Annotated in this window: 23 protein-coding genes and 1 other annotated feature; of the genes, 21 read left to right on the forward strand and 2 right to left on the reverse strand. The window is 38.1% G+C overall.

Annotated features, from left to right (window positions below; genetic code table 11):
- Nucleotides 1-3: 3 nt before the first annotated feature.
- Nucleotides 4-85, forward strand: a sequence feature (ribosomal protein L21 leader region).
- Between the two features lie 12 nt (nt 86-97).
- The 7 genes from rplU to pheA all read left to right on the forward strand — a co-directional run bounded on the left by rplU (nt 98) and on the right by pheA (nt 4,524).
- Nucleotides 98-406 (forward strand): 50S ribosomal protein L21, encoded by a 309-nt coding sequence (gene rplU / locus ACIQ38_RS07505; RefSeq protein ID WP_093266260.1) that lies wholly within the window; start codon nt 98-100, stop codon nt 404-406.
- 1 nt (nt 407) lies between these two features.
- On the forward strand, nt 408-743 hold the full coding sequence (locus ACIQ38_RS07510) for a ribosomal-processing cysteine protease Prp (protein WP_402820351.1): 336 nt from the start codon (nt 408-410) through the stop codon (nt 741-743).
- A 12-nt stretch (nt 744-755) separates the two neighbouring features.
- Nucleotides 756-1,046 carry a 50S ribosomal protein L27 gene (gene rpmA, locus ACIQ38_RS07515; RefSeq protein ID WP_093266255.1) on the forward strand — a complete coding sequence of 97 codons (291 nt, stop codon included), beginning with the start codon at nt 756-758 and terminating at the stop codon, nt 1,044-1,046.
- A gap of 112 nt (nt 1,047-1,158) precedes the next feature.
- Nucleotides 1,159-1,692 carry a Spo0B domain-containing protein gene (locus tag ACIQ38_RS07520; protein ID WP_402820355.1) on the forward strand — a complete coding sequence of 178 codons (534 nt, stop codon included), beginning with the start codon at nt 1,159-1,161 and terminating at the stop codon, nt 1,690-1,692.
- 5 nt (nt 1,693-1,697) lie between these two features.
- Nucleotides 1,698-2,987: a GTPase ObgE gene (gene obgE / locus ACIQ38_RS07525; RefSeq protein ID WP_402820358.1), complete on the forward strand. Its 1,290-nt coding sequence runs from the start codon at nt 1,698-1,700 to the stop codon at nt 2,985-2,987.
- Between the two features lie 17 nt (nt 2,988-3,004).
- Nucleotides 3,005-3,460: an ACT domain-containing protein gene (locus ACIQ38_RS07530; protein ID WP_402820361.1), complete on the forward strand. Its 456-nt coding sequence runs from the start codon at nt 3,005-3,007 to the stop codon at nt 3,458-3,460.
- Nucleotides 3,461-3,648: 188 nt separating this feature from the next.
- Nucleotides 3,649-4,524 carry a prephenate dehydratase gene (gene pheA / locus ACIQ38_RS07535; protein ID WP_402820364.1) on the forward strand — a complete coding sequence of 292 codons (876 nt, stop codon included), beginning with the start codon at nt 3,649-3,651 and terminating at the stop codon, nt 4,522-4,524.
- A 55-nt stretch (nt 4,525-4,579) separates the two neighbouring features.
- On the opposite strand, the gene ACIQ38_RS07540 is transcribed toward pheA, so the two are convergent.
- Complete coding sequence (locus tag ACIQ38_RS07540) at nt 4,580-5,110, reverse strand: transcription repressor NadR (protein WP_402820367.1); 531 nt, start codon at nt 5,108-5,110, stop codon at nt 4,580-4,582.
- Between the two features lie 136 nt (nt 5,111-5,246).
- Here ACIQ38_RS07540 and ACIQ38_RS07545 point away from each other — a divergent pair, with 136 nt between their 5' ends.
- From ACIQ38_RS07545 to ACIQ38_RS07580, 8 genes are all read left to right on the forward strand, one after another.
- Complete coding sequence (locus tag ACIQ38_RS07545) at nt 5,247-6,047, forward strand: LysM peptidoglycan-binding domain-containing protein (RefSeq protein WP_402820370.1); 801 nt, start codon at nt 5,247-5,249, stop codon at nt 6,045-6,047.
- Entirely contained in the window at nt 5,981-6,901 is a 921-nt protein-coding gene (locus ACIQ38_RS07550; RefSeq protein ID WP_402820373.1) for an aminoglycoside phosphotransferase family protein, read from the forward strand. Before ACIQ38_RS07545 ends, ACIQ38_RS07550 begins: the two co-directional genes overlap by 67 nt.
- 290 nt (nt 6,902-7,191) lie before the next feature.
- Nucleotides 7,192-7,812: a Holliday junction branch migration protein RuvA gene (gene ruvA, locus ACIQ38_RS07555; protein WP_402820376.1), complete on the forward strand. Its 621-nt coding sequence runs from the start codon at nt 7,192-7,194 to the stop codon at nt 7,810-7,812.
- A 74-nt stretch (nt 7,813-7,886) separates the two neighbouring features.
- Nucleotides 7,887-8,897, forward strand: a complete 1,011-nt coding sequence (ruvB, locus tag ACIQ38_RS07560) for a Holliday junction branch migration DNA helicase RuvB (protein ID WP_402820379.1) — start codon at nt 7,887-7,889, stop codon at nt 8,895-8,897.
- Between the two features lie 17 nt (nt 8,898-8,914).
- On the forward strand, nt 8,915-9,955 hold the full coding sequence (queA, locus tag ACIQ38_RS07565; protein ID WP_402820382.1) for a tRNA preQ1(34) S-adenosylmethionine ribosyltransferase-isomerase QueA: 1,041 nt from the start codon (nt 8,915-8,917) through the stop codon (nt 9,953-9,955).
- A complete protein-coding gene (tgt, locus tag ACIQ38_RS07570; protein WP_402820384.1) occupies nt 9,956-11,095 on the forward strand; it encodes a tRNA guanosine(34) transglycosylase Tgt in 1,140 nt (379 codons plus the stop codon).
- Nucleotides 11,096-11,351: 256 nt separating this feature from the next.
- Nucleotides 11,352-11,612, forward strand: a complete 261-nt coding sequence (yajC, locus tag ACIQ38_RS07575; protein ID WP_402820387.1) for a preprotein translocase subunit YajC — start codon at nt 11,352-11,354, stop codon at nt 11,610-11,612.
- 76 nt (nt 11,613-11,688) lie between these two features.
- Nucleotides 11,689-12,327, forward strand: coding sequence for a DUF421 domain-containing protein (locus ACIQ38_RS07580; RefSeq protein WP_402820389.1), 639 nt, complete (start codon nt 11,689-11,691; stop codon nt 12,325-12,327).
- Here the strand turns inward: ACIQ38_RS07580 and ACIQ38_RS07585 are convergent.
- The gene (locus ACIQ38_RS07585; RefSeq protein ID WP_402820392.1) at nt 12,311-13,837 is read right to left on the reverse strand and encodes a putative polysaccharide biosynthesis protein; all 1,527 of its coding nucleotides are present in this window, start codon (nt 13,835-13,837) and stop codon (nt 12,311-12,313) included. The genes ACIQ38_RS07580 and ACIQ38_RS07585 overlap by 17 nt on opposite strands.
- A gap of 92 nt (nt 13,838-13,929) precedes the next feature.
- Between ACIQ38_RS07585 and ACIQ38_RS07590 the strand changes: the two genes are divergently transcribed.
- From ACIQ38_RS07590 to ACIQ38_RS07615, 6 genes are all read left to right on the forward strand, one after another.
- Nucleotides 13,930-14,244 (forward strand): post-transcriptional regulator, encoded by a 315-nt coding sequence (locus ACIQ38_RS07590; protein ID WP_402820395.1) that lies wholly within the window; start codon nt 13,930-13,932, stop codon nt 14,242-14,244.
- Between the two features lie 77 nt (nt 14,245-14,321).
- Nucleotides 14,322-16,592: a protein translocase subunit SecDF gene (secDF, locus tag ACIQ38_RS07595; RefSeq protein WP_402820398.1), complete on the forward strand. Its 2,271-nt coding sequence runs from the start codon at nt 14,322-14,324 to the stop codon at nt 16,590-16,592.
- 78 nt (nt 16,593-16,670) lie between these two features.
- Nucleotides 16,671-17,009 carry a LapA family protein gene (locus tag ACIQ38_RS07600; protein ID WP_402820401.1) on the forward strand — a complete coding sequence of 113 codons (339 nt, stop codon included), beginning with the start codon at nt 16,671-16,673 and terminating at the stop codon, nt 17,007-17,009.
- Between the two features lie 69 nt (nt 17,010-17,078).
- Nucleotides 17,079-19,433: a single-stranded-DNA-specific exonuclease RecJ gene (recJ, locus tag ACIQ38_RS07605; protein WP_402820404.1), complete on the forward strand. Its 2,355-nt coding sequence runs from the start codon at nt 17,079-17,081 to the stop codon at nt 19,431-19,433.
- Nucleotides 19,424-19,936 (forward strand): adenine phosphoribosyltransferase, encoded by a 513-nt coding sequence (locus ACIQ38_RS07610; RefSeq protein WP_093266200.1) that lies wholly within the window; start codon nt 19,424-19,426, stop codon nt 19,934-19,936. Before recJ ends, ACIQ38_RS07610 begins: the two co-directional genes overlap by 10 nt.
- A gap of 182 nt (nt 19,937-20,118) precedes the next feature.
- Complete coding sequence (locus tag ACIQ38_RS07615) at nt 20,119-22,317, forward strand: RelA/SpoT family protein (protein ID WP_402820408.1); 2,199 nt, start codon at nt 20,119-20,121, stop codon at nt 22,315-22,317.
- Nucleotides 22,318-22,321 lie beyond the last annotated feature (4 nt).

Raw genomic sequence — 22,321 nt, forward strand, 5'->3', positions numbered from 1 at the left:
CACCCGTTGCTACAACCGCTCTGAAAAGGTTCAAGCATTCAGGTAAACTGAATCACCTTTGTAGAAGGCGAGTCTTAGTCTAAGAGGAGGTGCAAGTATGTACGCAATTATTGAAACTGGTGGTAAACAAATCAAAGTTGAACAAGGGCAAGAAATCTACATTGAAAAATTAGATGCAAATGCTGATGAAGTGGTAACTTTCGACAAAGTTTTATTCGTAGGTGGAGATGATGTTAAAGTTGGTGCTCCATTCGTGGAAGGTGCTAAAGTTACAGCGAAAGTTGTGAAAAACGGCAAAGCTAAAAAAATCATCGTTTTCAAATACAAAGCGAAAAAGAATTACCGTAAAAAACAAGGTCACCGTCAACCATACACTAAATTAGTAGTAGAATCTATTAGTTTATAAGATGATTAAAGTGACAATAACGAGAGATCAATCAGGTCTGATTCATTCATTCGAAATGAAAGGACATGCTGATTTTGCAGAACATGGCAAAGATTTAGTTTGTGCAGGTGCCTCTGCTGTATCATTTGGTGCAGTGAATGCAATTATTGCACTTACAGAAATTACACCTGTTATTAAGCAAAAAGGTGACGGAGGCTATTTATACGTCGAAGTACCGGGCATATCAAATCCTGAAAAAGCTGCCAACATACAGTTGATTTTGGAATCGATGATTGTTTCTTTACAAACGATTGAGCAAGATTATAGTAAGTATATAAAAATAACCTTCAAAAAGTAGGAGGTGGAACATATGTTAAGATTAGATCTTCAGTTTTTCGCATCCAAAAAGGGAGTAGGTTCGACTCGTAACGGTCGTGACTCTCAATCGAAACGTCTAGGCGCTAAACGTGCTGACGGACAATTCGTATCAGGCGGATCAATTTTATACCGTCAACGCGGTACTAAAATTCACCCTGGTGAAAACGTTGGACGTGGTGGAGATGACACACTTTTTGCGAAAGTTGACGGTGTAGTGCGCTTTGAGCGTTTCGGCCGCGACAAGAAAAAAGTAAGTGTATATCCTGTAGCTCAAGAAGCTTGATGATAAGAAAAGGACTGCATTTATGCAGTCCTTTTTTTTAGGTTAGAGCAATAACGAGTTATTCCTGTTATACTTATAAGTACAAAAGCATAATAGGAGCGTGGTATCTAAAATGGATGATAAAGAGATAACGATTAACAATGTACTGCGCCATTCTATGCATGATTTCTTGAATAGTTTACATTTAATCCAAATGAATTTAGATATGGGCAGGATTGAAGAAGCAAAAAAATTAATAAGTAATTATTCATCCAAATGTAATCAGTTTTTTGATATGAATAATGTTGGTCTATCCAAAACAAACGAATGGTTACAAACCTTTAGTATGAGATATAATAAAATGACTTTAGTTGTTCAAACATCTCTTTTAAGTAGCGGATTAGACAAATATGATGCTGTGCTTCGGGAATACTTAGAATGTTTTCTTCAATCCATTTACCCGAATCTTAGAGGATATCAAGAGCAATTATTTAAAGTTCATATTAGTACGGATGAACAATTAGAAATCCAATTAGAAGTTCAAGGAAATTGGTCTTTCCATTCGTATAAGGAAGGATCACTTACAGATCTTTTTCATATAGAGGAGCAGGTAAATACAGAAAACGAACTTAAAGTTAAGCTAATTGCATTTGAAAGATTGGAGTGAAATAAATGTTTGTAGATCACGTGAAGATTTATGTAAAAGGTGGAGACGGCGGAGATGGAATGGTAGGATTCCGTCGTGAAAAGTATGTTCCTATGGGCGGTCCAGCTGGTGGGGACGGTGGAAATGGCGGAGATGTAGTATTTGTCGTAGATGAAGGATTACGTACATTAATGGATTTCCGCTATAAACGTAATTTCAAAGCAACTCGTGGAGAACATGGTATGAGCAAAAATATGCATGGTGCCAATGCGGATGATTTATTCGTAAAAGTTCCTCCAGGTACTGTCGTAACGAATGAAGAAACTGGAGATGTCATTGCGGATTTAGTAGAGCATGGTCAAAAAGCAATTATTGCAAGAGGTGGACGCGGAGGACGTGGAAATTCCCGTTTTGCAACACCAGCAAATCCAGCACCGGAGCTTTCGGAAAAAGGGGAGCCAGGATTCGAGTTAAATGTTATATTGGAACTTAAAGTATTAGCAGATGTTGGGTTAGTAGGTTTCCCAAGTGTTGGGAAATCAACTTTATTATCCGTTGTTTCCGCAGCAAAACCGAAAATCGCTGCATATCATTTTACAACAATCGTACCGAATTTAGGAATGGTCGAAACAGAAGATCATCGTAGCTTTGCTATGGCTGATTTACCAGGACTAATCGAAGGAGCATCTGAAGGGGTAGGGTTAGGTCACCAATTCCTTCGTCATATTGAGCGTACACGTGTAATCGTACATGTAATCGATATGTCAGGAATGGAAGGTCGAGATCCATACGAAGATTATTTAACGATTAATGAAGAGTTAAAACAGTATAATCTACGCCTTACGGAAAGACCTCAAATAATCGTTGCAAATAAAATGGACATGCCTGATTCTGAAGAGAATTTAAAGGCATTTAAAGAAAAAGTGGGACCTGAAATGAAAGTGTTCCCAATTTCAGCAATTTCTCGCCAAGGATTGCAAGAACTATTGTTTGCTGTTGCAGACTTATTAGAAGTGGCTCCAGAATTCCCGTTAGAACACTTAACGGAGGAAGAATCGGAAACATCTGTTATGTACAAGCATGAAACGAAAAAAGAGGATTTCGAAATTTCTAGAGATGATGATGGGGCATTTGTATTATCTGGTGGATCAGTAGAACGATTATTTAAAATGACTGATTTCAGTCGTGAAGATTCTATCCGCCGATTTGCAAGACAACTTCGAGGAATGGGTATCGATGATGCACTTCGCGAGCGCGGTGCAAAAGATGGAGATACGGTACGATTATTACAATTTGAATTTGAATTTATCGAGTAGGAAAGAAGGGGAACCGCATGAAAGACGTAACTGGCCAGCGCTTTTATTTAGTACGAGAGGATGTTCTAACCGAAGCAATGCAAAAAACTTTGGGAGCCAAGCATCTTCTCCAATCTGGGAAAGTATCTTCGATATGGGATGCAGTAAAAGAAGTAGATTTATCTCGAAGTGCTTTTTACAAATATCGTGATGCGGTTTTTCCGTTCCATTCGATCGTTCAAGAAAGAATCTTAACGGTATTTTTACAGTTAGAGGACAGAGAGGGAACCTTAGCAAGATTATTGCAACTTGTAGCGGGTTCATCCATCAATATACTAACGATTCATCAAACAATCCCGATTCAAGGTCGAGCAAGTGTGACATTATCGTTAGATGTCACCGCAATGACAAGAGAGTTAGATGATTTTTTAAATGAAATGAAGCGACTAGACTTTGTAGAATCTGCAGAAGTAATCAGTTCTGGCGCTTTGTAAGTAAAGCGTAAGTACATTATGAAGGAATACCGACATAGTGTCGCAGCGCAGCATGACCTGCATCTTGCAGGCCTTCGACAGGTAAATGTCCTTTCCCCAAAGAAGTTGCTTCTTGACTTAACTGGGAAAAGGATATTTGACCCCCGACAGGCAAAGCGGTGTAGCTGGATAAGTGAGGAGGATAACGAATGGCAACTCAACAAGTAGCTTTTCTTGGACCGGAAGCTTCTTTTACCCATTTAGCATCAAAGGTTTTGTTTCAAGATGACCAGCTAATTCCGATACGAACAATACCCGAATGCATCGAAGCAGTTGCAAGTGGTAAAATGGATATTGCTGTTGTACCAATAGAAAACACGTTAGAAGGCACGGTTTCTTTGACGATTGATTATTTATTTCATGAAGTAGATGTGCAAGTAATTGCGAGCATTCTAGTACCTATTGAACAGCATTTAATGGTACATCCAGCTAACGCGGAAAAATGGGAGAAAATATCGACCATTTATTCTCATCCACATGCTTTAGCGCAATGCCATAAGTATTTATATTATCGTTTTGGAAAAGTTCCACTCGAACAATCGACTTCTACTGCTTCGGCTGCAAAGTACGTTTCAGAAAATGAACAAGCTTGTATTGCGGCGATCGGTAATACATCTGCTGCTGTTGAATATGGATTGAAAATTGTAGAGCATAATATTCATGATTTTCATTTTAATCATACAAGATTTTTAGTGCTCTCTAAAAACAATAAGACCATTCAGCAAGCTGGACATACAAGTCAAGAAAAGACGACAATTATGCTTACATTGCCAAAAGACGATCGATCCGGGGCCTTGCACCAAGTGCTTTCTGTATTTGCATGGAGAAAGCTCAATTTAAGTAAAATTGAATCGAGACCTTTAAAAACCGGGCTAGGGCAATACTTTTTTATCATAGATATATTAGAGGATGATCGAGTTCCAATGATGCGAGGAGCGATGGAAGAGCTTGCAGCTTTGGGATGTGAAGTGAAATCACTTGGATCTTATTATACATACGAAACGAAAGAATCAGCAGATAAATAACCGATCAATAAAACGCTAAGTAGAAAACGAATTGTTTTCTACTTAGCGTTTTTTGTTATTCTTCTATTAAGTATCCTTTTTTTCTTAGTGCCTCTATCCCGCGATTTAATATTTCCTCTGACGGAGCAGAAAGTAGGTGTAGATGAATACCTGAGGTAAGCTCCAATAAGAAAGAAGCTTCTGTTTCTCTTACTTTATTTAAGAACATTTCGACATCATGACGGTTGGCTACCATAATAGAAGAGGTAATTTCTCCGTATACCGGATGTTCTACTGTTACGTTTTCGACCGTTACGCCGGCATCTACGAGTGTTTGTAGCTCATCTTCTGAATCTTTTGATTGGTGATTGCACGCAACTTTTTTTTGTACATATGTACCTGCTTCTTTGTTTGGCATTAGCATATATCCTTGGCTTGTTGAAACAATGGGTATATTAGTAGCTTTTAACAAAGTAATATCATTTACAATTACTTGGCGGCTGACATTCGCTAGCTTAGCAAGATCTGAACCGGTAACTGGTTGGTCCTGCTCTACTAAATAAGAATGTATCCAGTCTCTTCGTTCTGCACCTTTTAATTTTTTCAATAATAACTCCTCCCAACTTGCATAACGACCTAGCTTCTATTCATAAGTTTATCATGAAGGGAAGTGCTTTTCTAAAAAATCTGTGTCCAATTTAGGTAGTTGCACATAGTTTAAGGAGAAGGGAAGGAGGAAGACTGTGCAAATTCATATTGTCGAAAAAGGTGACACGCTTTGGAAAATTTCAAGAAGCTATGGTGTTTCTTTTGAAGAACTAAAAAAATTAAATGCACATCTCGCAAATCCAGAATATATTGTTCCGGGTATGAAGATTTTTATTCCAGATACAAAGAAAATGGAATCCATCAATCATCCATATAGCGAGAATCGCCCAGTAAAAAAAGAAATGGTGAAAAAGGAGGAAATGAAGCCGCATCCTGTACCACCAAAAGCGCAGCAACATGTACCGCCAAAAGCACAACAACATGTGCCACCGAAAGCGCAGCAGCAAGTTCCACCAAAAGCACAACAACATATGCCACCAAAAGCTCAACCTGTTCAACCAGTTCCAATAGCACCGCCACCGGTTAAACCGCAACCAATTCCATCATATTCTTTACCATATCACATGATGCCAGTTCCAGATTTAGACATGACACCATCTCCACAAGGTTGGAGACTAGTAGAGTCAACATCTATCCATATTCAAGCAAATTTTACTGAGCGTGAAAGACCAGCACCAGCACCGCCAGCGGCGCCAGCACCACCACCACCAGTTCAACAACAACCAGTAGCGCAAGAGCCGTCTCCTGCATTCGAAGAAATGTATCCATGCCCGCCGGAACAGGATTTTTCCTATATGTACCCATGTATGTACCCGCAAATGCATCCAGGTATGCACCCACAAATGCAAGCACATTATGGTGGTTGTCCATGCGTACAGATTTGTTACGTACCGGTATATCCATGCCCACCATATCATCACCACCACCACTTTTAAAAGTGAGTTACTCTATTAAACAAATTAAAAAAAACGTATGGAAATGGAAAAATGAAAACGGGGTATTCTCTGTTAAGAAATATCCTTCGGAACAGCAGGCGGAAAAAATTCGTTTTATTCATGACAAGCTACAATATATGGAAGATTCATTTGTTTTACCGGTAATGGAATCCCCTCAACTAGATTTCATTATTCAACCATGGTTTACAGGGACACATACAGTAAATTACAGCAATGAGGAAGATCGGAGGGCGGTCTATTCCTTACTTACTCGGTTGCATAAAACGAACGAAATAATTGCATGGGAAGATAGCAAAGTTCTTTATGCATTTAATTTAATTACTAAGTGGCAAAATCGTTTAGTAAAGATGAAAGAGATTTCTTTTTTTGTAGAATCGTTTATAGGGGTAAACAACACGAATATGTTATTAATGTATGGCGATATGGCACTAAAAGATATGAAACCATTTGATATGCGTGATCGGACATTATTGCACGGGGATGTAGTGCATCATAATTTTCTATCGGATGGTTCGGCTTATAAAATAATCGATTTTGATCTTGCTGTAATTGGCCCAAAAGAGATGGAAAGTATTTTATGGATGCATCGTGTCCTATCCGAAATAGATTATGATATTCATTTTTTGATGAGTGAATTTCCAATGCTGGAGAAAATCGTTCGTGACCATAAAGAAGCGATGATGTATCCGAACGAATTGTATAGAGAGTGGCTATATGCATTTGCATTGCCGGCAGAAAGAAAACAAAAGTTTATCGATCAATTAGTTCCATATACGAACAAAGCGTTAACGGAATGGCCTAATTTATGCTATAATTTAAGTAAGTTAAAATAGTACTGACATTTTTCCGCAAGGCTAAAATCTTGCGGAAAAACGTTAAAGCTTCCGGCGGATGCCACAGATTCTTAGAGAAATTTATCGAGCAAGTACGATAAATTTTAGGTCTCCTGTTTTCTGCGTCGAGCTTGCGCAGGAGCAATATTTTTCCTGCGTAGCTGAACAAAGTGAAGCGGAAGCAAATGCCCCAAGGCGAATTTGATATAGAGTTGGTCGCTCAAGTTATGGAGCGGCCTTCTTTGTTTGTTATGATATAATGGATGTATTGATTGTGAGGGATTTAAGGTATGTATGATTACATAAAAGGACAGGTTACACGCGTGACGCCTGAGTATGTCGTGTTAGAAGTAACGGGAATTGGATATCAGCTGTTAACACCAAATCCTTTTGCATTTAGAAAAAGTGAGGAGATAATACAAGTTTATACGCATTTGCATGTTCGAGAGGATGTACAACAGTTAATGGGTTTTTCGACTTTAGCCCAACGAGAGTTGTTCCGAAAACTCATCCTTGTATCTGGAATTGGACCTAAAGGGGCACTTGCGATACTTGCAAGCGGTGAACCGACTCATGTTATCCAAGCAATTGAACGTGAAGATGAAACGTTTTTAGTTAAATTTCCGGGAGTGGGGAAAAAGACAGCTCGTCAAATGATATTAGACTTAAAAGGAAAATTACATGATCTCATGGATTTGGAACAAATCGAATTTATAGATGATGAACCTACATTATTTATGGATAGTAGTAGCGATCATGAATTGGAAGAAGCAATGTTGGCGCTTACGGCACTAGGATATTCTGAACGTGAACTATCTAAAGTTCGTCCAAAGTTAAAAGACGATAAAGGACTCCAAACTACGGATGAGTTTATGAAAAAAGCATTGCAATTATTATTTTCCGGGAAATAACAAAAAGCGTCAGCGCCTTTGTCTGTAGAGGTAAGGCGATGAATTTGGATTAAGAAGGATAGGAGGTACTTTACATGACGGAACGTGTGATTTCAAGCGAGATTTCTAATTATGATGAACCATATGAACAATCACTTCGTCCTCAATTATTAAAACAATATATTGGACAAGATAAGATAAAACATAACTTAGAAATTTTCATTGAAGCGGCGAAAATGAGAAGCGAAAGTTTGGATCATTGTCTTTTGTACGGACCTCCGGGACTCGGTAAAACGACACTTGCTTCCGTGATTGCCAATGAAATGGATGTTCAAATCCGTATGACCAGTGGACCGGCTATTGAACGACCCGGCGATTTAGCGGCTATCGTTAGTTCGCTCGAACCGGGTGATGTATTATTTATCGATGAAATACATCGTTTGAACCGTTCTATTGAAGAAGTATTATACCCTGCAATGGAAGATTTTTGTTTAGATATTGTAGTAGGTAAAGGACCAGCAGCAAGGAGCGTTCGATTAGATTTACCACCATTTACGCTAATCGGTGCAACAACACGTGCTGGCGCATTATCTGCTCCACTCAGAGATCGCTTCGGTGTATTGCTAAGGTTAGATTATTATGAGGAAGAGGCGCTTACTTCGATTGTGGAGCGGAGTGCTGAATTATTTAATGCTTCGATTGACTTTGAATCTGCTGGTGAAATAGCAAGACGTTCGAGAGGAACTCCTCGTATTGCAAACCGCTTATTAAAACGTGTGCGTGATTATGCACAAGTCCGTGGAAATGGTCATATATCATTAAATTTAGCAAGGGAAGCGCTAGAGCTACTTCAAGTGGATCCAAGAGGGTTGGATCATATTGACCATAAGTTATTAATGGCCATGATTGAAAGGTTCAGAGGTGGCCCTGTTGGGCTGGATACGATTGCTGCAAGTATTGGAGAAGAATCGACGACAATAGAAGATGTGTATGAGCCGTATTTATTGCAAATTGGGTTTATACAACGTTCCCCAAGGGGAAGAATAGTAACGCCACTCGCATACGAGCATTTGGGAATGCCGTTACCGATAGAAAGAAACGACTAATAAAGGATGTACGCCAGATGAGAGTAGAAGATTTTGATTTTGAATTACCAGAAGAACTAATTGCACAAACACCATTACTGGATCGGACAAGTAGCAAACTTTTAATAGCTGATTATCCAAATCAGAAGTTTACACACACTCAATTCTCCGCCATTTTGGATGAATTAAAGGCAGGAGATTGCCTAGTTTTAAACGACACGAAAGTAATGCCTGCTCGTTTAATGGGAGTGAAGGAAGAGACAGGTGCAAATGTAGAAGTGCTATTATTGACACAAATGGAAGGGGATCAGTGGGAGACACTAGTAAAACCAGCAAAGCGTGTCAAAGTAGGAACGACGATTACATTCGGTGATGGGCTACTACGCGCTGTTTGTACCGACATTAAAGAGCATGGCGGGCGTATATTCCGCTTTGAATATGACGGTATGTTTTTTGAAGTGTTAGACCAACTTGGAGAGATGCCTTTACCACCGTATATTCATGAAAAACTGGAAAACAAAGATCGTTATCAAACAGTTTATGCGAAAGAACAGGGTTCTGCGGCGGCACCGACTGCGGGATTACACTTTACAGAAAAATTATTAGATGACATTCGAGCAAAAGGTGTTAAAATAGCGTTTGTGACACTTCATGTAGGACTAGGAACATTTCGACCGGTTAGCGTAGATTCTATCGATGATCATGAAATGCATTCGGAGTTTTATCGTCTATCTAAAGAAACAGCAAATACGATAAATGAAGTGAGAAGTGCAGGAGGAAAAATAGTTGCGGTTGGTACTACTTCGACAAGAACGCTGGAATCAGTTGCCTCTAAATTCAATGGACAATTACAAGAAGATAGCGGATGGACTTCTATATTCATTTACCCAGGCTATGAATTTAAATGTATTGACGGAATGATCACGAATTTCCACTTGCCGAAGTCAACGCTCGTGATGCTTGTGAGCGCACTTACTTCAAGAGACTTCATCTTGTCTGCATATAAAGAAGCTATCGATTTGCGCTACCGATTTTTTAGTTTTGGAGATGCAATGTTTATAAAAGGAAGGAATTTTTAAATGGCAGCAATTACGTACGAATTAATCAAAAAAGATAAACAAACAGGTGCCCGACTTGGTATCGTGCATACACCGCATGGCTCATTTGAGACACCAACTTTCATGCCCGTTGGAACACAAGCTACTGTAAAAACGATGGCACCAGAAGAAATAAAAGATATGAAAGCGGGCATTATTTTAAGTAATACGTACCATTTATGGCTTCGTCCTGGTCACGAAATTATTCGTGAAGCAGGCGGATTGCATAAATTTATGAACTGGGATCGTGCTATTTTAACGGATTCTGGTGGTTTCCAAGTATTTAGTTTAAGTGATATGCGTAGAATTGAAGAAGAAGGCGTTCATTTCCGTAATCATTTAAATGGGGATAAATTATTTTTAAGCCCTGAAAAATCTATGGAAATTCAAAATGCATTAGGTTCTGACATTATGATGGCTTTTGATGAATGTCCTCCGTATCCTGCTAGCTTTGAATATATGAAGGCATCTGTCGAACGTACGTCTCGCTGGGCAGAGCGTTGTTTAACAGCACATAGTAAAACAGATGAACAAGGCCTTTTCGGAATCATCCAAGGTGGGGAATATGAGGAATTACGTCGCCAATCTGCAAAAGACTTAATTTCTATGGATTTTCCTGGTTATGCAATTGGAGGTCTATCGGTTGGTGAACCAAAAGACGTGATGAATCGTGTACTTGATTTTACGACGCCTCTAATGCCGGATAATAAGCCACGTTACTTAATGGGAGTTGGGTCTCCGGATTCGTTAATCGATGGCTCTATTCGCGGTGTGGACATGTTTGATTGTGTGTTACCGACACGAATAGCCCGCAATGGAACATTTATGACATCGAAAGGTCGTTTAGTTATTAAAGGAGCAGCATTTGCGCGTGACTTTGGACCGATTGATGAAAAATGTGATTGCTACACATGTAAAAACTATTCTAGAGCGTATATTCGCCATCTGTTTAAAGCGGATGAAACATTTGGACTTCGCTTGGCATCGTATCATAATCTTCATTTCTTAATGAAGTTGATGGAAAATGTTCGTCAAGCAATTCGAGAAGATCGCTTATTAGATTTTAAAGAAGAGTTTTTTGAAGAATATGGGTATAACAAACCAAATGCAAAAAACTTCTGATTCTTGTATACTATAAAGAGATAAAGTGAAACTTCAATTAGTGGGGGTTTTCTTCATCCCCACTGATTGTTAGTTGAGGCCTACACGATGTAGGTCACGCAGACGTTGCAACACGATGTTGCGTACTTAGTCTGCGATACATTTCAACGGGCTTTTACGGGCAGTTGATCTCCCACTTATCTTTTCGCTTTATTTAAATCTTGAAGTGGGAGTCTTACTGCCCGTTAAAGCGGGATAAAAAGGAGGGGAATAATATATGGATTTGGTAGGCTTATTACCGATAGTTGCGATGTTTGCAGTGATGTGGTTTTTCATCATTCGGCCAGCGCAAAAACGTCAAAAAAATACAGCTTCAATGCAAAATAATCTAAAACGTGGAGATCAAATCATTACAGTTGGTGGTTTACACGGAAAGATAGATGCAGTGGATGATCAAACAATTTTCGTAGTAGTTGCGGATGGCACTCGTTTACAATTCGAGCGCGTTGCAGTTGGACGAGTTGTTTCGGAGTCGTAAGAAAAAGTGAAAGAACTTACTCAAATCAAACGAGTAAGTTCTTTTTTTCTGGGCACAGTAAGGATGAGGTGATCATATGCAAGATATACTCATTATAATGCTTCGTACGATTATACTATATTGGGTTATATTAGGTATTTTACGCATAATGGGAAAACGAGAGGTCGGAGAGTTAAGTATTTTTGATTTAGTCGTTTTTTTACTGATAGCAGAGGTCGCTGCCTTTGCTTTAGACGACCCACATAGTAATTTTATTCATGCGTTAGTGCCAATGGTTATGTTATTGATTATCCAAATAGGTGTTTCTTATTTTTCATTGAAAAGTAAAAAGTTTCGAGATGCCATGGAAGGTGAACCTTCTATCATTATGAAAGAAGGAATTATTAATGAAAAAGAAATGCGAAAACAGCGATATAACTTAGATGATTTACTGCAACAATTACGAGAACAGCAAATTGGTTCTATCCGGTCTGTTTCCTATGCATTTTTGGAGCCTTCAGGAAACTTGTCGGTATTTAAAAAAGAAGAAGAACAATACGTATTTCCACTCATTATCGATGGAGATATTCAACAAGAACATCTGGAACGAATCGGAAAAAGTGAAAAATGGTTACGGGAAGAACTAGAAAAGCAATCGATTATGAATGTAGAAAAAATATTCTATTGTAGCTATGAGGAAGATGCACTTTATATACAGATTAAAACTTCTTTTTAGTTGTCCGAACAATTTTAAGTATCACAGCTATTTCTTTTCGCTTTATTTGTCTAGTTAACACTAAGCCGATCGTCAAAAAGGCTAATGTATACAAACAATCGACGATTAAAGATTGATCGCCTATAGCAATCAGAAGCGGTCTTGCAATAATAGTGATTAAGAAAACAGCGTATGGTAGAACAAAAAACGAGAAACCGATTTGTGCTTCTTTTTTTTCTTTTAACGAAGCGATATGTAAAAATGACGTGATCAATACTCCAAAACCAATCGCAACAACAGCTCCCTTTTCTTGAATAGAAACTTGGGAGGCAAGAAAAAATAATAACAATAGTTTCCCAATGCCGCCATATAAAGAATTTAAAAAAGCGGCTTTTGAATTGTCCAGTGCTTGTAAAATGGAAAATAACGGACTTTGAATATAATAAAAGAAAAAAACAGGTGATAATATTTTCATGTAAATAGTGGAATTTTCTACATGGAAAAGGGCAGAAACTAAATCGCCACCATGCAAATAAAATAAAGTGGCCGCGTAGCAACCAGTTAAGGTAGAAAACTTTAACGATAAATGAATTCTTTCTTTTAAAAGGGAGAGGTCCCTCCTTGCAAATGCATCGCTTACCGCAGGAATGAGCACAATCGAAAGGGCATAAGGGATAAACGACGGAAATAATACTAATGGTATTAATACCCCAGAGATGACCCCGTATAATGTAGTAGCTGCTATGCTGGTCATTCCTGTAACAGCAAGTGCTTTGATAAAAACGATTGGCTCTAAGAACCATGTGAAAGATCCAAATAATCTTGAACCAGATGATGGTAAGGCAATCGCGAGTAACGGTGACAAAGGATAAGAACTTGTTGCTTTTGCATACTTTTGCTTTGTTTTCCATTTATCATATTTCCATTTTAAATAAAGTAACGATGCAGCCTCGGCAAGTAGGGTCATCCCCATTGCATATGCTGCGGCTTCTTGAGGGGAAGCCGAATTCAGTAAGAACGGTAATGCAAAAGTGATGAGCAATATGCGTAAAATTTGTTCTAACAATTGTGCCACTGCAGTTTCTTCTAATCTAGCAATTCCTTGGAAAAAGCCTTTAATAATACCGCTTGCCGCTGCTAATGGCACGATTGCAATAGAGACATACAAAGTCATGGTAATTGCATCGTTTTTCAATAAGTTACCAGAAATCATTGGCGTGACAAATAAAAATAATGGTGTGAATATTAGTGTTGAAGCAACTGTTAAAATAACGGAAGTTCGCATCACGGAGAAATACTGTGAAATCGCATTTCTTGTCCGCAGCTCGGCAACTATTTTAGCAATGGCAACTGGGATCCCAAGTTGTATAATGGATAAGAAAAAGATAAAAGCTGGATAGGCGGTTGAGTATATACCTACAACTTCTTCGCCCGTTAACCGGACAAACTGCATTCGATAAACAAAACCTAGAAACTTAGATAAAAAAATGGAAAGCATTAATACAAGAGAACCTTTTAAAAATGTCGACAAATAAACACTTCCTTCTCAAATACAGGAACATCGTTTACAATAACAATATGCTTACTAGTTAGTACATTATTCGTGAAAAGAGGTGCGGTATTTTGGAAAAAACTTACGAAGAAATATTTACGCACGTACTACCGGCTTTAGAAAGTAAGAAAAGTGAATTTGAAGTATACCAGTACGCGACAGTGACAGAAAAGGATATATGGAAATATTGTGTGTCCAAAAAATGGCGTAAAAAAGACATTGCCACTTTGCCTTTATATCAGATAGTCAATGATGTACTTTCTATTTCACCAGCAGAATATATGACCTATGAACAGATTGATCAATTTAAGACGGCTAACTGGTTTTCAGAGATTAATCAAGAAGAACTGCAACTATTATTAAATCCAAAAAATGTAGATGCATAAGTTAACCGTTATTTGACAGCGAGCGCATCGTGTTTCATAATAAACATGTTGCGGTTTTTTGAGGAGGATACATACATATGAAAACTAGAGGGCGCATAGTTGCGTTTTTATTGCTTATCGTTATTTTTGCAGGGACAATCAGCCCTACAGTTAGCGGTGTACTAAATAATATTAAACTTGGTTTAGACTTGCAAGGTGGTTTTGAGGTACTTTACCAAGTAGAAGAATTAAAAGAAGGACAAGTAATTACAGATGAGGTAGTTGCTGATACGGCAGCAGCACTTTCAAATCGTATTGACGTATTAGGGGTAAGTGAACCTAGTATTCAAATTGAAAGCGGCAAGCGTATACGTGTCCAACTTGCAGGAGTGGAAGACCAAAACTCCGCGCGGGAAATGCTTTCTACAGAGGCAAATTTAACATTCCGTGATTCTGAAGACAATGTAATGTTAGATGGGACGGATTTAAAACAAGGTGGAGCTAAAGCTGCCTTTAATCAGCAAGGACAGCCTATTGTTACATTGGAGCTTAAAGATGCCAATAAATTTGCAGAAGTAACTTCTGAAATTGCTGCTAAACCAGCACCAGATAATGTATTAGTTATTTGGATGGATTTTGAAGAAGGTGTCGATTCATACGCTGCTGAAGTGATGAAGCCAGATCCTAAATTCACATCGAATCCTAGAGTTTCTCAACGTATTAGTTCGGATAGCGTAGAAATTTCAGGTGCTTTTACAGTAGATGAAACAAAACATTTAGCGGGTATATTAAATGCAGGTGCATTACCGGTTAAGTTGACGGAAATTTATTCTACATCTGTTGGTGCCCAGTTTGGTGAAGAAGCATTAAATAGTACAATTCTTGCTAGTATTATCGGGATTGCCGCTATTTTCATTTTTATGATTTTCTATTACCGTTTACCAGGTGTAGTAGCAGTTATATCTTTGGTCGTTTATATTTTCTTAATTTTAGTCATTTTTGATTGGATTAATGGTGTATTAACGCTTCCGGGTATTGCAGCCATTGTACTCGGTGTAGGGATGGCCGTAGATGCCAATATTTTGACCTATGAACGAGTTAGGGAAGAATTACGAGTTGGTAAGTCTGTTAAAAAGGCGTTCGACGCAGGAGCAAAAGAATCTTTCTCAGCGATCTTTGATGCTAATATTACGACTCTTTTAGCAGCAGCTGTATTGTTCTATTTTGGTACAAGTTCTGTTAAAGGATTTGCAACGCTGTTAATCATAAGTATATTAGTTATTTTCATTACAGCGGTTTGGGCGTCACGTATATTATTAGGGTTGCTCGTACACAGTGGTTATTTTGATAATAAACCAGGTTGGTTTGGTATTCCGAAGAAACGCATGCACGCACCAGAAGAAGAAGTGGATACACTGGACTTAACGACGAAATTTGACCGTTTTGATTTTGTTCACAGTCGTAAAATTTTCTATATTGCTTCAATCACTTTAACGATTTCTGGGATTATCATCTTAAGTGTATTCCAGTTAAATCTTGGAATTGATTTCTCCAGTGGTACTCGCGTAGATATTCAGTCTACTGAGCCATTAACAAAAGAAATTGTTTCGGAAAAACTAGATAATATTGGTTTATCTTCCGATGATATTGTACTTTCTGGAGAAAATAATGAAATTGCTGTTGTAAATTACAAAGAGGATTTTACCCAAGAAGAAGTTAAAACATTAAAAACGACAATGACCGATGAATTTGGTATTGATCCAACTGTAAGCAGTGTATCTCCAACGGTCGGACGAGAACTTGCCAAAAATGCGGTAAAAGCACTACTGTTTGCGGCATTAGGTATTGTCATTTATGTTGCATTCCGTTTTGAGTGGAGAATGGGGCTTGCTTCCATCGTTTCGCTACTGCATGATGCATTTTTAATGGTTTCGATATTCAGTATTCTACGCTTAGAGGTAGATATTACATTTATAGCTGCTGTACTGACAATTGTTGGGTATTCGATTAATGATACGATTGTAACGTTTGACCGTATTCGAGAAAATTTACACCGTAGCAAAAAGATTACTAACGAAGAAGAACTTGCTACAATCGTAAACAAATCATTACGCCAAACGCTTGGACGTTCTGTAAATACAGTGTTAACTGTTATTTTAGTAGTTGTGGCACTTCTATTATTTGGAGCAAGTGGAATTCAAAACTTCTCGATTGCTTTATTAATAGGGTTAATCGCAGGTACGTATTCTTCTATTTTTATCGGAGCACAGTTGTGGTACGATTTGAAAGTGAAAGAGTTACGTAAAACAGGCGGACTTGATGTGAAGAAAGAAGAGAAAAAATGGGGTTCTGATGAGCCTGTAGTTTAAGTTTTGAATAAAAGGGAACAGAGTATATATTCTGTTCTCTTTTTTTATGATAAGATAAAAAATAAACGGGGTGCCAAGATGAAATTTCAATGGTCATTATTATTTGGATTATTATTTGCAGTTATCATTGCTTTATTTGCGGTTTACAACGTTGACTCTGTCCCAGTAAATTATGTGTTTGGTACAGCCGAATGGCCACTTATTTTAGTGATTCTTGGTTCTGCATTATTGGGTGCATTATTAAGTGGTACCGTTGCAATCTATCGTTCTTTTGTTCTATCAAGAAAAGTGAAACATCTTGAAAAAGAGCTAGAGAAGAAAGAGGCATCTATAAACGCTTTACAAAATGAAATTATTGTTCATCAAGAGCAACTACCAAAAGTAACGGAAATAAAAGAAGAAAATACGACAAATTAAGTAGAAAACCTTTTGGCTTATGTCAAAAGGTTTTCTAACGCGTTTAATAATACATAAGGAAGTGAAAGAATGATTCAATCTCAAAAAAAATGGCTTATTTCAAGACCGGATGAACAGCTTGTACATGATCTAGAAACAGCACTTGCCATACCAAGTGTCTGTGCAAAAGTGTTAGTATCCAGAGGTTTTGAAAGTGTGGAAGATGCTAAGCAATTTTTACATATTTCAGAAGAACAAATTCATAATCCATTTTTATTGAATGGAATGGATGCTTTAGTGGCTCGAATTCACCAAGCGATAGCTGCAGGAGAACGCATAATGGTATATGGTGACTATGATGCGGATGGCATCACAAGTACAACGATTATGATGAAAATATTAGAGTCAATGGGGGCAGATGCTCTTTTTAAAATACCTAATCGATTTATTGACGGCTATGGTCCTAGTGAACGATTATTTCAAGAAGCCTTTGATGAAGGGGTCTCATTAATTATCACGGTTGATAATGGGATTTCTGGGCATGCAGCCATTCAATTTGCAAAAGAATTAGGAATGGATGTAATTGTAACGGATCACCATGAACCAGGGGAAACATTGCCACCTGCAGATATTATTATTCACCCTGGGTTACAGGACACAACGTACCCATTTGCTCATTTAGCAGGGGTTGGCGTTGCTTTTAAAGTGGCACATGCGTTAATCGGTGAAATACCGAAAGAATTTTATTATTTAGTAGCAATCGGAACAATTGCGGATTTGGTTTCATTGACTGGAGAAAACCGTTATTTTGTGCAACAAGGAATAAAACAAATGCAACGAACCGATTCTATAGCCATAGAGGCGCTTGCTAATGTAAGTGGTGTAGAAATATCCACGATCAATGAAGAGACAGTTGGATTTATGTTTGGTCCACGTATCAATGCAGTAGGTAGACTGGGTGAGGCGGCACCAGGGGTCGAATTATTTTTAACAGAAGAGCCGAACTATGCATTAGCCATTGCCAATATGCTGAATGATAAAAATAAAGAACGGCAAGCAATTGTTAAAGAAATTACGGATGAAGCAGTGAACATGATTGAGGAAGCAAATGTCCTAGAAGGACCTAGTGTGATTGTAGTTGGGAAAAAAGATTGGAATCCAGGTGTATTAGGAATTGTAGCTTCTAAATTAGTGGAAAAATATTATCGACCTGCAATTGTTCTTGGCTTTGACGAAGAAAAGCAAATAGCTAAAGGTTCTGCTCGTAGTATTGAAGGATTCCATATGTATAAAGAGATTGCAAAAAACAGCGACATCGTACCGCATTTTGGTGGACATCCAATGGCAGCTGGTATGACTTTACCTTTGGAACATGTAGAAGCATTCCGAAATCGATTAAACGAACAGGCTAAAATAGTATTAACAGAAGAGCAATTAATCCCAATCATTTCAATAGATGTGCCACTTGAAATGGATGAAATTTCAACGGAATCGATTGAATCGCTTCAAAAGCTTGCTCCATTTGGAATGGATTTTGCCAAACCGGTCTATTGTATAGAAAATGTAGAAGTGTCATCTGTACGAAAAATTGGATCTGCGCAAAATCATGTGAAAATGGAGTTAAAGCAAGGAGTTGCGCTATTAGATGCAATTGGATTTGGCAAAGGAGAACTAGCAGACGAAATTGCGCCAGCTACCAAACTTTCGTTTATTGGTGATTTACAAATTAATGAATGGAATGGACGAAAAAAGCCACAGCTAATGATTCAAGATGCCAAAACTAATCAATGGCAGCTTTTTGATATCCGTGGAATTCGTCAAGTGAATCGCTGGTTACCGACTATTCCTCTTGATCAAACTGTTTTTGTAGCGTTTCACGAACAAACAATAGCACACTATAGATCAGTCATTCCAAAAGATATTTGGCAAGTCGCCGAATTGATAGAGCAGCAAGTACATGCAGATTTTGTGACTATTTTAGATTTACCATCTGCTGAAAAAGAACTCACTCAACTGCTAGAATTCCAACAGTGGCAACGGATCTATGCACATTTCTATGCAGATGAGTCTACGTATTTTGAAGGTTTACCGACTCGTGATCAATTTAAGTGGTACTTCTCTTTTTTAGCAAAGCGCAAGACATTTGCGTTAAAACAGCATATAAATGAATTATCTAAGCATACAGGTTGGAGTCAAAAAACAATTAATTTTATGTCAAAGGTGTTTTTTGAGCTTAATTTTGTTAGAATAGAGGGTGGGTCGTTGGTTTTGAATGATAATCCTGCTAAACAAGATTTATCGGAAGCACCAACGTATCAACAGCGTGCAAATGAAATTGAGCTTGAACAGAAGCTATTATATGCGCCATACATTGAACTGAAACAATGGTTTGAAGAGCGAAGAGCAGGGCAAACCGTTCCTGAGGAGGAGCAAAAATGGATTTAAAGCAATATGTAACAACGGTTGAGGATTGGCCAAAACCAGGTATTAGTTTTAAGGATATTACGACAATTATGGATAACGGAGAAGCATACAAGTATGCAACGGACCAGATTGTAGAATATGCAAAAAAGGTGAATGTTGATATTATCGTTGGACCGGAAGCGCGTGGATTCATCATTGGATGTCCTGTTGCTTATTCACTTGGAATAGGCTTTGCTCCAGTCCGTAAAGAAGGAAAGCTTCCACGCGAAGTAATTCGTGCAGAATATGGATTAGAATATGGCAAAGATATTCTGACTATGCATAAAGATGCTGTAAAACCTGGACAACGCGTACTGATTGTCGACGATTTACTTGCAACTGGTGGTACGATTGATGCAACAATTCGATTAGTAGAAGAATTAGGCGGAGTCGTAGTTGGTTGTGCATTCTTAATCGAGCTTACATATTTAGAAGGGCGTAAGAAGCTAAAAGATTACGATATTTGCACATTAATGCAGTACTAAATAAGGGCGGACTTTACAAGTCCCTCTTTTTTTTTATAGAATATAATCTATATACAATTTTAACTTCATTCAGCGGAAGTCTCCCGCTTATATTAATAGGGAGAAGAATGCAAAGGATACATACAATTCAGTAGGGGTCCACAATCCCTTGATAAATATAAACGAAATCAGGTGAGCACAGCATGGCAAAAGATCAAGTGAAGACAGCAGAAGATGTTTTCGATACAATTTCCACTTATATGAACGAAGAACATGTGAATTTTGTGAAAAAAGCATATGTACTTGCAGAACATGCACATCGAGAACAGTTTCGAAATTCTGGTGAACCGTATATTTTACATCCAATCCAAGTAGCTGGAATCTTAGCTGATCTTCAGATGGATCCAGAAACCGTTGCAGCTGGTTTTCTACATGATGTCGTAGAAGATACCGAATATACACGAGAAGATATTGTGCGAGAGTTCAATGAAGAAGTGGCGCTTTTAGTAGATGGCGTTACAAAACTTGGTAAGATTAAATATATGTCCAAAGAAGAACAACAAGCGGAAAATCATCGTAAAATGTTTATCGCAATGGCACAAGATATTCGGATTATCCTTATAAAGCTTGCGGATCGTTTACATAATATGCGTACGTTAAAACATTTACCAGAAGCGAAACAACGTCGTATTTCCAATGAAACTTTAGAAATTTTCGCACCGCTTGCGCATCGACTAGGAATCTCTGCAGTGAAGTGGGAATTAGAAGATACAGCCTTACGCTACTTAAATCCACAACAATATTATCGTATTGTTAACTTTATGAAAAAAAAGCGTACGGAGCGTGAATCCTACTTAAAAGATGTGATGAATGACATTCGCAAGCAGCTAGATGAGATGGAAGTAGTCGCAGACGTATCAGGTCGCCCGAAACATATTTATAGTATTTATCGTAAAATGGTTGTCCAAAACAAACAATTTAACGAAATCTATGATTTACTGGCAATGCGAATTATTGTGAAAAGCATTAAAGACTGTTATGCGGTGTTAGGTGTTATCCATACATTATGGAAACCAATGCCTGGAAGATTTAAAGATTATATTGCCATGCCAAAACAAAATTTGTATCAATCCCTTCATACTACCGTAATTGGTCCAAACGGAGATCCACTAGAAGTGCAAATTCGGACGGAAGAGATGCATAATATTGCGGAATACGGGGTTGCTGCGCACTGGGCATATAAAGAGGGGCGAAAAGTAGAGGCGAAACAAACGATTGATTCTAAATTGACATGGTTTAGGGAAATTCTCGAATTCCAACAAGAATCATCCAATGCAGAAGAATTTATGGAGTCTTTAAAATTCGATCTATTTTCTGATATGGTCTATGTTTTTACACCAAAAGGGGATGTTGTCGAGCTTCCAGCTGGCTCCGTACCAATCGACTTTGCTTATCGAGTGCATTCCGAAGTTGGCAATAAAACAATCGGTACGAAGGTTAATGGAAAAATGGTTCCACTTGATACGAAATTAAAAACAGGCGATATTATCGAAGTACTAACTTCAAAGCAATCATTTGGCCCTAGTAAAGACTGGTTGAAAATTGCACAATCCTCCCAAGCTAAAAATAAAATCAAACAGTTCTTTAAAAAACAACTGCGAGATGAAAATATTTTGAAAGGGAAGGAACAAGTAGAAAAAGAAATAAAAGCACAAGAATTCGAGCTAAAAGAAGTATTAACTGCTGAAAATATTAAGCGTGTTTGTGAAAAATATGCATTTGCAGGGGAAGAAGATTTATACGCAGCAGTTGGTTTTAATGGTATAACTGCACAACAAGTAGTGAATCGTTTAGCTGAAAAAATGCGCAAAATTCGTGACCAAGAAGAGGCACTCGAAAAAATTACTACGGAAATGAAAGCACCTGCGATTAAAAAGACTACAGAGTCTGGCGTTATTGTAAAGGGTATTGAGAATTTACTAATTCGTCTATCTCGTTGTTGCAGTCCGGTGCCAGGTGATGAAATTGTAGGGTTTATCACAAAAGGTAGAGGTGTGTCCGTTCACCGTGCAGATTGTCCGAACGTACAAAACGATGATGCACACGCTAGAATTATTGAAGTCGAGTGGGAACAATCAGACTTACCGATGAAAAAAGAATACCAAGTGGATATTGAAGTTTCAGCATTTGACCGCCCTGGATTATTAAATGAAGTATTACAAGTTGTCAATGAATCAAAAACAAATATTGCAGCAGTATCAGCTGTAACCGGCAAATCGGAAAATGACATTGCCAATATTCATTTGACGATTTTAATTTCTAATATTTCTCATTTATACAAAGTAGCGGACCGGATTAAACAGCTGCCAGATGTCTATTCCGTTCAAAGGATTATTAACTAAAGGA

This window comes from Psychrobacillus sp. NPDC096389 (assembly GCF_044762855.1).
Taxonomy (GTDB): Bacteria; Bacillota; Bacilli; order Bacillales_A; family Planococcaceae; genus Psychrobacillus.

Coding starts and splice junctions, on each gene's coding strand:
- ACIQ38_RS07610 (WP_093266200.1), top strand. CDS start 19,424: ATGGATTTAAAGCAATATGTAACAACGGTTGAGGATTGGCCAAAACCA.
- rplU (WP_093266260.1), top strand. CDS start 98: ATGTACGCAATTATTGAAACTGGTGGTAAACAAATCAAAGTTGAACAA.
- obgE (WP_402820358.1), top strand. CDS start 1,698: ATGTTTGTAGATCACGTGAAGATTTATGTAAAAGGTGGAGACGGCGGA.
- ACIQ38_RS07520 (WP_402820355.1), top strand. CDS start 1,159: ATGGATGATAAAGAGATAACGATTAACAATGTACTGCGCCATTCTATG.
- ACIQ38_RS07530 (WP_402820361.1), top strand. CDS start 3,005: ATGAAAGACGTAACTGGCCAGCGCTTTTATTTAGTACGAGAGGATGTT.
- ACIQ38_RS07615 (WP_402820408.1), top strand. CDS start 20,119: ATGGCAAAAGATCAAGTGAAGACAGCAGAAGATGTTTTCGATACAATT.
- rpmA (WP_093266255.1), top strand. CDS start 756: ATGTTAAGATTAGATCTTCAGTTTTTCGCATCCAAAAAGGGAGTAGGT.
- secDF (WP_402820398.1), top strand. CDS start 14,322: ATGAAAACTAGAGGGCGCATAGTTGCGTTTTTATTGCTTATCGTTATT.
- tgt (WP_402820384.1), top strand. CDS start 9,956: ATGGCAGCAATTACGTACGAATTAATCAAAAAAGATAAACAAACAGGT.
- recJ (WP_402820404.1), top strand. CDS start 17,079: ATGATTCAATCTCAAAAAAAATGGCTTATTTCAAGACCGGATGAACAG.
- ruvA (WP_402820376.1), top strand. CDS start 7,192: ATGTATGATTACATAAAAGGACAGGTTACACGCGTGACGCCTGAGTAT.
- ACIQ38_RS07600 (WP_402820401.1), top strand. CDS start 16,671: ATGAAATTTCAATGGTCATTATTATTTGGATTATTATTTGCAGTTATC.
- ACIQ38_RS07510 (WP_402820351.1), top strand. CDS start 408: ATGATTAAAGTGACAATAACGAGAGATCAATCAGGTCTGATTCATTCA.
- ACIQ38_RS07580 (WP_402820389.1), top strand. CDS start 11,689: ATGCAAGATATACTCATTATAATGCTTCGTACGATTATACTATATTGG.
- ruvB (WP_402820379.1), top strand. CDS start 7,887: ATGACGGAACGTGTGATTTCAAGCGAGATTTCTAATTATGATGAACCA.
- queA (WP_402820382.1), top strand. CDS start 8,915: ATGAGAGTAGAAGATTTTGATTTTGAATTACCAGAAGAACTAATTGCA.
- ACIQ38_RS07550 (WP_402820373.1), top strand. CDS start 5,981: ATGCGTACAGATTTGTTACGTACCGGTATATCCATGCCCACCATATCA.
- yajC (WP_402820387.1), top strand. CDS start 11,352: ATGGATTTGGTAGGCTTATTACCGATAGTTGCGATGTTTGCAGTGATG.
- pheA (WP_402820364.1), top strand. CDS start 3,649: ATGGCAACTCAACAAGTAGCTTTTCTTGGACCGGAAGCTTCTTTTACC.